This is a genomic window from Microbacterium sp. ISL-103 (assembly GCF_018613995.1).
Taxonomy (GTDB): domain Bacteria; phylum Actinomycetota; class Actinomycetes; order Actinomycetales; family Microbacteriaceae; genus Microbacterium.
In genome coordinates this window covers 1-8,713 of sequence record NZ_JAGGPD010000135.1, presented here as the reverse complement: position 1 = coordinate 8,713, position 8,713 = coordinate 1, and the positions used below count along the sequence as shown (strand labels likewise).

General features: G+C 70.4%; 9 protein-coding genes. 6 read left to right on the top strand and 3 right to left on the bottom strand.

All coding sequences use genetic code 11. The annotated features are described in order from the left end of the window. A partial coding sequence (locus J7E68_RS05850; RefSeq protein WP_311416459.1) for a phosphoenolpyruvate carboxylase occupies positions 1 to 560 on the bottom strand: 560 nt, incomplete at its 3' end. An 87-nt stretch (positions 561 to 647) separates the two neighbouring features. Between J7E68_RS05850 and nhaA the strand changes: the two genes are divergently transcribed. The 4 genes from nhaA to J7E68_RS05830 all read left to right on the top strand — a co-directional run bounded on the left by nhaA (position 648) and on the right by J7E68_RS05830 (position 4,788). After that, complete coding sequence (nhaA, locus tag J7E68_RS05845) at positions 648 to 1,814, top strand: Na+/H+ antiporter NhaA (protein ID WP_215170719.1); 1,167 nt, start codon at positions 648 to 650, stop codon at positions 1,812 to 1,814. An 88-nt stretch (positions 1,815 to 1,902) separates the two neighbouring features. Further along, on the top strand, positions 1,903 to 2,508 hold the full coding sequence (locus J7E68_RS05840; RefSeq protein ID WP_215170725.1) for a MazG family protein: 606 nt from the start codon (positions 1,903 to 1,905) through the stop codon (positions 2,506 to 2,508). A gap of 65 nt (positions 2,509 to 2,573) precedes the next feature. Further along, positions 2,574 to 3,824 carry an ATP phosphoribosyltransferase regulatory subunit gene (locus J7E68_RS05835; protein WP_215170723.1) on the top strand — a complete coding sequence of 417 codons (1,251 nt, stop codon included), beginning with the start codon at positions 2,574 to 2,576 and terminating at the stop codon, positions 3,822 to 3,824. A gap of 106 nt (positions 3,825 to 3,930) precedes the next feature. Next, positions 3,931 to 4,788 (top strand): SGNH/GDSL hydrolase family protein, encoded by an 858-nt coding sequence (locus J7E68_RS05830; protein ID WP_215170717.1) that lies wholly within the window; start codon positions 3,931 to 3,933, stop codon positions 4,786 to 4,788. On the opposite strand, the gene J7E68_RS05825 is transcribed toward J7E68_RS05830, so the two are convergent. After that, positions 4,789 to 6,015 (bottom strand): APC family permease, encoded by a 1,227-nt coding sequence (locus J7E68_RS05825; protein ID WP_215170715.1) that lies wholly within the window; start codon positions 6,013 to 6,015, stop codon positions 4,789 to 4,791. Positions 6,016 to 6,068: 53 nt separating this feature from the next. Beyond that, the gene (locus J7E68_RS05820) at positions 6,069 to 6,539 is read right to left on the bottom strand and encodes a DUF4442 domain-containing protein (protein WP_215170713.1); all 471 of its coding nucleotides are present in this window, start codon (positions 6,537 to 6,539) and stop codon (positions 6,069 to 6,071) included. Between the two features lie 99 nt (positions 6,540 to 6,638). Here J7E68_RS05820 and J7E68_RS05815 point away from each other — a divergent pair, with 99 nt between their 5' ends. Next, on the top strand, positions 6,639 to 6,989 hold the full coding sequence (locus tag J7E68_RS05815; RefSeq protein WP_215170711.1) for a GntR family transcriptional regulator: 351 nt from the start codon (positions 6,639 to 6,641) through the stop codon (positions 6,987 to 6,989). Next, a partial coding sequence (locus tag J7E68_RS19625; protein WP_251048690.1) for a type II CAAX endopeptidase family protein occupies positions 6,986 to 8,713 on the top strand: 1,728 nt, incomplete at its 3' end. The genes J7E68_RS05815 and J7E68_RS19625, both read left to right, overlap by 4 nt.

Sequence of the window (8,713 nt, the reverse complement as noted above, 5' to 3'; positions counted from 1 at the left end):
GGCAGCTCGGAGAGGCGGCGGATGCGCGACGAGACGGCGCGGCGACGCGCCTCCGTCGGGTGCGCCGTGAAGACGGGGTGGAATCGCAGGCCCTCGAGGCGGCGGAGGGCCTCGTCATCGCCGACCTCGGTCTTCAGACGGGCGTAGGCGGTGGCGACGGTGTCTGCCGCATCCTCGCGACCCGGCTGTCCGGCCCGTTCGCGCAGGACGCGCACGCGCTGGTGCTCCTCGGCGAGGTTGACCAGGTGGAAGTAGCACGTGAACGCGCGGGCGACCTCGTCGGCTCGCGAGATGCTGAACGACTCGGCGATGGCCGCGGCGCGCTCGAACGCGTCGGACGTCTCCTCGTCGTAGGCCTGGATCGTCGCGAGACGCAGCCTCTCGACATCCTCGAAGAGATCGTCGCCGCCGGCCTCGCGCAGCACCTGGCCGAGAAGGGCGCCGGGCATCCGTACGTCGGAGCGCATCGCGTCCGGAATGCCGCGGCCCGCTTCGAAACGGCCGATGATGCGGATTGCCGAGGTGTCGGTGGGCTCGGGGAAAGCGTGTTCGGGGGTCACGGTTCGAGAGTATCCCGGGTCGGGGCCGTGCTCTGAACGCATGACGGTACGAGACGCGCAGGATGCTCGAGAACTAGCATGGAGAGGATGCGCATCTCGGCGAACCCCCTCCGTGGTCAGCAGTTCCCCGCTGTCCTGCTGCTCGTGGCGGCCGGGCTCGGACTGCTCCTGGCCAATCTCCCGACGCACGATGCGCTCGCCGCAGTGCTCGACTTCCATATCGCGGTCCCCGGCACGGTCCTCGACCTCTCGATCGAGCACTGGGTCTCAGACGGCCTCCTCGCGATCTTCTTCCTCGTCGTCGCGATCGAGCTGCGACACGAGCTGACGCACGGCGAACTCGATTCGCCGAGCAAGGCCGTGCAGCCTGCCATCGCGGCCGCCGGTGGGGTGCTCGTGCCGATCGCCGTCTACCTCCTGATCGCCGGCGACTCGGCCACCGCGACGGGGTGGCCGATTCCGACCGCCACCGACATCGCCTTCGCGCTCGGAGTGCTCGCCATGTTCGGTCGAGGACTGCCGTCGAACGTGCGTGTCTTCCTGCTGGCGCTCGCGATCCTCGACGACATCATCGGCATCATCTTCATCGCCGTGCTGTTCGCGCACGACGTGCAGTGGCTCTTCCTCGCGCTCGCTGTCGTCGCGGTCGTCGTGTTCTGGCTGCTGAGTCGGCTTCTGCACGCGAAGGGGCATCCCGCGATCGCCGTCGCCATGGTCGTGGTCGGCGTCGTGGCCTGGGGGCTCGTCGCCTCATCCGGCATCCACGCGACGATCGCAGGCGTGATGCTCGGCCTCGTGATGGCGCCGGTGCCCGCCGCTCGTGCCCGGCACGCCCTCGAGCCCACCGTGAACGGCGTCATCTTGCCGGTCTTCGCGTTCGTCGCGGCATTCGTGGTGATTCCCGCACTCGCACCCTCGCAGCTGTCGCCTGCCTTCTGGGGGATCGTCGTCGCCCTGCCCGTCGGCAAGATCGTCGGCATCTCGCTGTTCGGCTGGATCGCGATGCGCATCCGCCCTCGAGGCGCCGCGCCCGGCCTGCCGTTCGCAGACATCATCGCTGCGGGAGCGCTGGGCGGCATCGGCTTCACCGTCTCTCTCCTGTTGGCGAACCTCGCCTTCGCGACCGACGCCGGCATCCGGGATCAGGCGATCCTCGGTGTGCTCGTCGGCTCGCTCCTCGCCCTCGTGCTGTCGGCCGTGATCGTGTCGCTGCGTGCCCGTTCCTACCGACGTGCACGCGTCGGAACTCCGTGATCGCGCGAGAAGAGGGGATGCCGTGACCGAAGGAGCACCCGTGACCGGGGAGCCGGACCTCGACCCGCTGCGCGCGGCCGCCGAGACCATGCGCGAGGTGCGGGAGCGATGCGTCTGGTCGCAGCAGATCACGCACCGTGATCTCGTTCCGTACCTCATCGAGGAGTCGCACGAGGTGATCGACGCGGTCGAGAGCGGAACGCGCGCAGACCTCCGCGAGGAACTCGGCGACCTGCTCTGGCAGGTGCTGTTCCATGCCGCGATCGCCGCGCAGGATCCGGACGACCCCTTCGACATCGATGACGTGGCGCAGACCCTGACCGAGAAGATGGTGCGGCGGCATCCGCACGTCTTCGCCGGGGAGGTCGCGACGACGCCCGACGAGGTCCTCGTGCACTGGAACGCGGCGAAGGCGGCTGAGAAGCGCACGAGACGCAGCGTGCTCGACGGGATCCCCCGAGGGATGCCCGCGCTCGCCCTGGCGCAGAAGGTCGTCGGCCGGGCCGCCGGTGTGCACGTCGACACCCCGCCCGCCGGCGCAGCGGGCGTCCCGACCTCGGAGCACGAGCTCGGAGACGCACTGCTCGCACTCGTCGCTGTCGCCCGGGCCGAGGGCTGGGATGCCGAGCGCGCCCTGCGCGAGCGCCTCCGAACCCTCGAGCAAGACATCCGCCAGGCGGAATCCGACGCCTGAGGCCACGCGTCGCCCCGCCGACCTGAAAGGATGGAGGGGTGGCTACTGTGAACCCGCCGCGCGGCATGCGCGACATCCTCCCCGCCGACAAGGCTCGCCGTGAGCGCGTGCTCTCCGTGATCCGCGACCGCTACCGGTCGCACGGATTCGACGAGATCGAGACGCCCGCGCTCGAGGAGTACTCGCGGCTGCACGCCGGCATCGGCGGCGACAACGAGAAGCTCGCATACAACGTGCTGCGCCGCGGCCTCGACGCCGACGCGATCCGTGAGGCGGCCGACGATCAGGGCGCTCTCGCCGACCTGGGCCTGCGCTACGACCTCACGGTGCCGCTCGCGCGCTTCTACGCGAGCAACCGCGCCCAGCTGCCCGGGGTGTTCCGTGCGATCCAGATCGGTCCGGTGTGGCGTGCAGAGCGCCCGCAGAAGGGCCGATACCGCCAGTTCGTGCAGTGCGACATCGACATCATCGGCGACGACTCGTCGCGCGCCGAGGCCGAGCTCATGGTCGCCTCACTCGACGCGGTCGACGCGCTGGGACTCGAGGGCGCCACCGTGCGCATCAACGACCGGCGGGCGCTCGACTGGATGCTCGACAGCTTCGGTTTCGCCGCAGAGCAGCGTCCCGGTGTGCTGATCACGATCGACAAGCTCGACAAGATCGGGCCCGAGGGGGTCGCCGCGGAACTGCGCGAGCGCGGGGCATCGCCGTCGGCGGTCGACGCGTTCGAGGCCTTCCTGAGTCGCCCGCAGACCATGGAGTACAACCCGTTCGGCGAACGCCAGATCCGCAAGGCGCTGCCCGACGACGCACCCGACGAGATCGTCGGACACCTCGTCTCGATCGGCGATGCCGTCGCCGCAGGCCGAGGCGCGGCCGACATCCCCCTCGTCTTCGATCCTTTCCTCGTGCGCGGCATGGGGTACTACACGGGCACGATCTTCGAGCTCGCACACCCCTCTGTGACGTACTCACTGGGTGGCGGAGGCCGCTACGACGGCATGATCGGCCGATTCCTCGGTCAGCAGGTGGCGGCCGTGGGCTTCTCGCTCGGCTTCGAGCGCCTGGTCGATCTCGTGACCACCGGGGCGGATGCCGGTGAGCGCGCCGTCGTGCTGATCCACGACGCCGACGTGCCGGTGGCCGAGCTGGTCACGCACAAGGCCGCACTCGTGGCCTCGGGTGCACGGGTGCGCCTCGAGCGACGGACGAAGAACATGAAGGCCCTGCTCGAGCGGTCGGCCGCCGACGGGTTCACCGAGTTCGCGACCGTCGCGGCGGGTGCCGTCGAACTGGAGCTCAAGCCGTTGTCCTGAGGCGTGACGAGCCTGGCGTGGTCGGCATCTGTCTCCGGATCCTTCTTTCGGCGGAGAGGCGGATGCCGTTCACTCGGCGTTCACGCCTGTCGGGTCGAATCGGGGAATGAGCCGACCGCCTCTCCTTGCCGTCGCGGCGGCCGGTGTCGCCGCGGTCGCGGCCGTCGCCGGCCTCCGAATCGTCCTCACCCGTCAGGCCGCGATCGCGCGCCGACGCATCGGCAAGCCTCTCGGTGAGCAGTCGATCGATGCGGATCGGGTCTGGCGACGCTCGCTCGACGGCGCGCCGATCGAACTGCTCGTGCTCGGTGACTCGCTGGCGGCCGGCCTCGGCGCCGAGCGACGCAAGGAGACGCTCGGCGGCCGACTCGCGAAAGGAACCGCGCGGCGCATGCGACGACCTGTGCACCTGCGCACTGCCGCCGTCGTCGGCGCGGAATCGCCCGATCTGGGGGCACAGCTCGCCGCGCTGCCCGAGGGGTACGCTCCGCACGTCGCCGTGATCGTCGTCGGGGGAAACGATGTGACCCACCGCCTTCCGGTCGCGGTCTCGACGCAGCATCTCCGCGACGCGATCCTGACGCTGCGACGCCGAGGCGTAGAGGTGGTCGTCGGCACGTGCCCGGACCTCGGCGCCCTGCGCCCCGTCCCGCAGCCGTTGCGGCGCCTCATCTCGAGCCTGTCGCGGCGCCTCGCCGAAGCGCAGGCCGAGACTGCTCGATCGGCGGGCGCGCATCCGGTCGATCTCCGCCGCGCCGTCGGGCCGATGTTCTTCGACGATCCCGAGGCCATGTTCAGCCTGGATCGATTCCACCCGAGTCCTCTCGGCTATCGGCGAACCGCCGAAGCGCTGCTCCCGGCCGTCTGCGTGGCCGCCGAGGCGGCGCTCAGCTCTCGTCGTCAGACGCAGCCGCACAAGAGAGCCACGGGGGATCGAGGGGACGGGGTCGCACAGCGCTCGTGATCAGCGGGCGGCGCGCAGGCGTAGGGCTCGGTACAGCACGCCGACGAGCACGACGACGGTGCCCACCGTCGACGCGAGTACGGGCAGCGTGTTCACCAGCAGCAGGCAGCCGAGCGCCCCGACGGCCTGCAGGGCGCGCGGATACCGTCGCGCCGACCCGTCCTGGCGGAACGCCGCGGCGTTCGCGATCAGGTAGTACAGCAGCACGCCGAACGAGGAGAAGCCGATCGCGTCGCGCAGATCGGCGACGAGCACGATCGCGACCACGGTGACGGCGATCACGATCTCGGCCCGCCGAGGAACCTGCCAGCGGTCATCGACCTTCGCCAGGAACCGCGGCAGATCCCGCTCCCTCGCCATCGCGAGTGTCGTTCGCCCGATTCCGGTGAGGAGCGCCAGCAGAGCGCCGAGAGATGCTGCCGCGGCGGCGATGCGCACGATCGGCGTCAGTGCCGTCCATCCGGTCGCGGCGAGGACGTCAGCGAGCGGGGCCGCACTCGACGAGACGTCACCGCCGAGAACGGAGACGACCGTGATCGCCACGGCGACGTAGACCACCACCGCACCGCCCAGAGCCCAGGCGATCGCGCGCGGGATGGTGCGCGCAGGGTCGACGACCTCCTCGCCCATCGTCGCGATGCGCGCATATCCGGCGAATGCGAAGAAGAGAAGCCCCGCCCCCTGCAGCACCCCGTAGGCATCCGCGGGCGGAAGCGGCGCCGGGGTGGCAGCGGCGGCCGAGCCGAGCCCGAGGGCGACCACGACCGCGAGTCCGAGCAGCGAGCAGACGACGAGGACTCGCGTGACGAATGCCGTGCGCGTCACCCCGAAGCAGTTGACCCCCCCCAGCGAGGCCACCGCCGCCACTGTGACCGGAACCTGCCACCCCTCGGGCGCGGCGTACGCGGCGAAGGTCATGGCCATGGCCGCGCAGCTCGCGATCTTGCCGATCACGAAGCTCCATCCGGCGACGAATCCCCACCACGGCCCGATCTCCGCTCGGGCGTACGCGTAGGTCCCTCCTGCCACCGGATGGGCGGCGGCGAGCTGCGCCGAGGCGGTGGCGTTGCAGTACGCGACGACCGCGGCGATCGCCAGCGCGACCAGGATGCCGCCGCCCGCGGCTCCGACCGCCGGTGCCCACACCGAGAAGACGCCGGCGCCGATCATCGAGCCGAGGCCGATGGCCGTGGCGTCACCGAGTCTCAGGCGGCGGGCGAGGGGCATCCCGTCATCGTGCCACGCGGGGGTGAACTGCGAGTGTCTCCGGCGCCGGGCGATCAGTCCCGAGCGGCGGTGACCCGCTTCTTCTCCCGGATGTAGACCTCTCGGCGCACCTTGGCGACGACATCGCCGTCACGGTCGGTGATCACGGTCTCGAACCACTCCAGCACCTTCGCCCCTCCGTGCGCGCGCTCGCGGATCTCCGCGGCCCGCTCCCTGCTGACCTCGAACTCCGCCGTCAGCACTCCGCGGCCCGGCTTGAGGAACTCGATCTCGCCTCGGGTGTCCCAGACGACATAGTCGCGCCCGAGCTGGTGCATCACGAGCATGAAGAAATACGGGTCGGTCATCGCCGACATCGAGCCGCCGAATGCCGTCTTGACGTAGTTGCGGGTGAAGACGTTGACGTGCAGCTCCACCGTCGCGTGCGTCCAGTCCGCGCTGAAGCGACGGATGCGGATTCCGCTGAAGAGGTTGGGGATCCACAGGCTCATTCCGGTGGCGAGGCGGCGGGGAGTGATGCGCATGAGGCCAGTGTGGATGACTCGCACGGCGGGACAAAGCCGGCTGGAGGGTGTGAACAGTTGTTATAGTTTATGTAGAACTACTAGAAGATCGGAGGCGGGATGCTGATTCGGATCGATGCCGACAGTGCTCGGCCGCTCTTCGACCAGGTCGCGGCGTCTGTTCGTGCCGACGTCCTCACCGGCCGCCTCGGGCCCGGCGATCGGCTTCCTGCTGCACGCGAACTCGCGGACGCCCTCGACATCAATCTGCACACCGTGCTGCGTGCCTATCAGCAGCTCAGAGACGAAGGACTGATCGATCTGCGTCGCGGCAGGGGAGCGGTGGTCGCAGCCTCCGCTGCGCCACTCGCGGAGCTCGCGCATGACATCGCCGCCCTCGTCGCCCGCGCCGCCTCGCTCGGTGTCTCTCCCACGACCCTCGCCGCCCTCATCAAGGAGTCCGAAGCATGACCCCCGAGATCCGCAGAGCCCGTACCGCCTTCTGGTGGGTGGGGGTGATCATCCCGCTCGCCCTGCTCTCCCTCGCGGCGATCGTCGTGCTCGCGTGGCTGCCCGACGTGCCGGACCCGGCCGCGCTCCACTGGTGCCTCGACGGTGCCGACGGCTTCGGCCCGCGTTGGACGCCCCTCGTTCTGCTGATCGGCCTCGGCGGCGGGACGGTGCTGCTGTTCGCGTTCATCGTCCTGTTCTCGCACAGGCTGCCTCCGCGTGGTGCGGCGGCTCCCAGGCCCCAGCCGCAGTGGTCCGCGACCGCTCGACTGCTGGGTGCTGTGAGCCTCGGCACCGCAGGCATGCTGTCGATGCTCGCGATCGCCTCGACCGCCGCGCAGCGCGGACTCGCCGACGCCGCGGACGCGGCCGACATCACGCCGTGGATCCCCGTCTTCCTCGTCGTCATGGCGGGACTCGGCGCCACGGGATGGTTCCTGCAGCCGGCGGTGCCGGTCTCCGCGGCGGCGTCGGCTGAACCCGCCGCACCGCTGCCGCTGGCCGATCATGAACGCGCTGTCTGGATCAAGACGGTGACGGTGGCCCGAAGTGGTCAGATCGTGCTCGGCCTCGGCGTCTTCGTCCTGATCGCGATGAGCGTGCTGCTTCTCGCGCAGGGCATCGCCGCGGGGTGGATCGTCGCGGTCGTCGCGCTGCTGCTCGTCGTCGTCGTGTCGACGAGCCTCACCTTCCGGGTCCGCGCCAGCGCGGCGGGACTGCGGGTGCGATCGGCGGCCGGCTGGCCGAAGACCGACATCCCGGCGGCCGAGATCGCCAGTGCCAGAGCCGTGCAGGTGAACCCCTTCGCCGAATTCGGCGGATGGGGCTATCGCTTCGGCATGGACGGCCGGCGCGGCTTCGTGCTGCGCACCGGGGAGGCGATCGAGGTCACCCGCACCGACGGTCGGGTGTTCGTCGTGACCGCCGACGACGCCGCCACCGCGGCATCGGTCCTCGCCGCCGCCACGCACCGATGTAACCGGGCTTCCACCCATTCCCCACGAGGANNCTGCGGGCTCGCGTGGCTCGTCGCTCTGCCGCTGTGGCTCGGCGACGGGCTGGCCGAGCCGAGCGCCGGCTTGCTGCTGCCCGTGATGATGATGACCCCCGCCGTCGCCACGCTGGTGGTCACGTTCGCGATGCGCGTGCCGGCAGCAGGCGAGCGGGTCAGGTTCCTCGGCCTGTGGCCGCTGCGCCCCGCGAAGCGCGTCGTCTGGCTCACGGTCGCGGGCTGGCTCGCGCCGCCGCTGCTCGTGGCGCTCGGAATCGCGGTCGCGGCCGCGCTCGGGTTCGTGCGGCTCGATCTGACGTTCGCCGCCTTCGGTGCTGTGATCGCCGACTCCCTTCCCGAGGGCACGCCCATGCCGCCGGTCGAGCTCGTCGTCATCTCGCAGATCGCGATGATCCCGCTGGGCGCGCTCCTCAACAGCATCCTGGCCTTCGGCGAGGAACTGGGCTGGCGCGGATGGCTCGTGCCCGCGCTGCGACCGCTCGGCACCTGGCCGACCCTGCTCATCAGCGGAGCGATCTGGGGGCTGTGGCACAGCCCGGTGATCCTTCTCGGCTACAACTTCGGCCGCACGGACATCACCGGCGTTCTCTTCATGATCGGCGGATGCGTGGCCTGGGGAGTGCTGCTCGGCTGGCTGCGTCTGCGTTCCGCCTCGATCTGGCCGGCGGTCCTC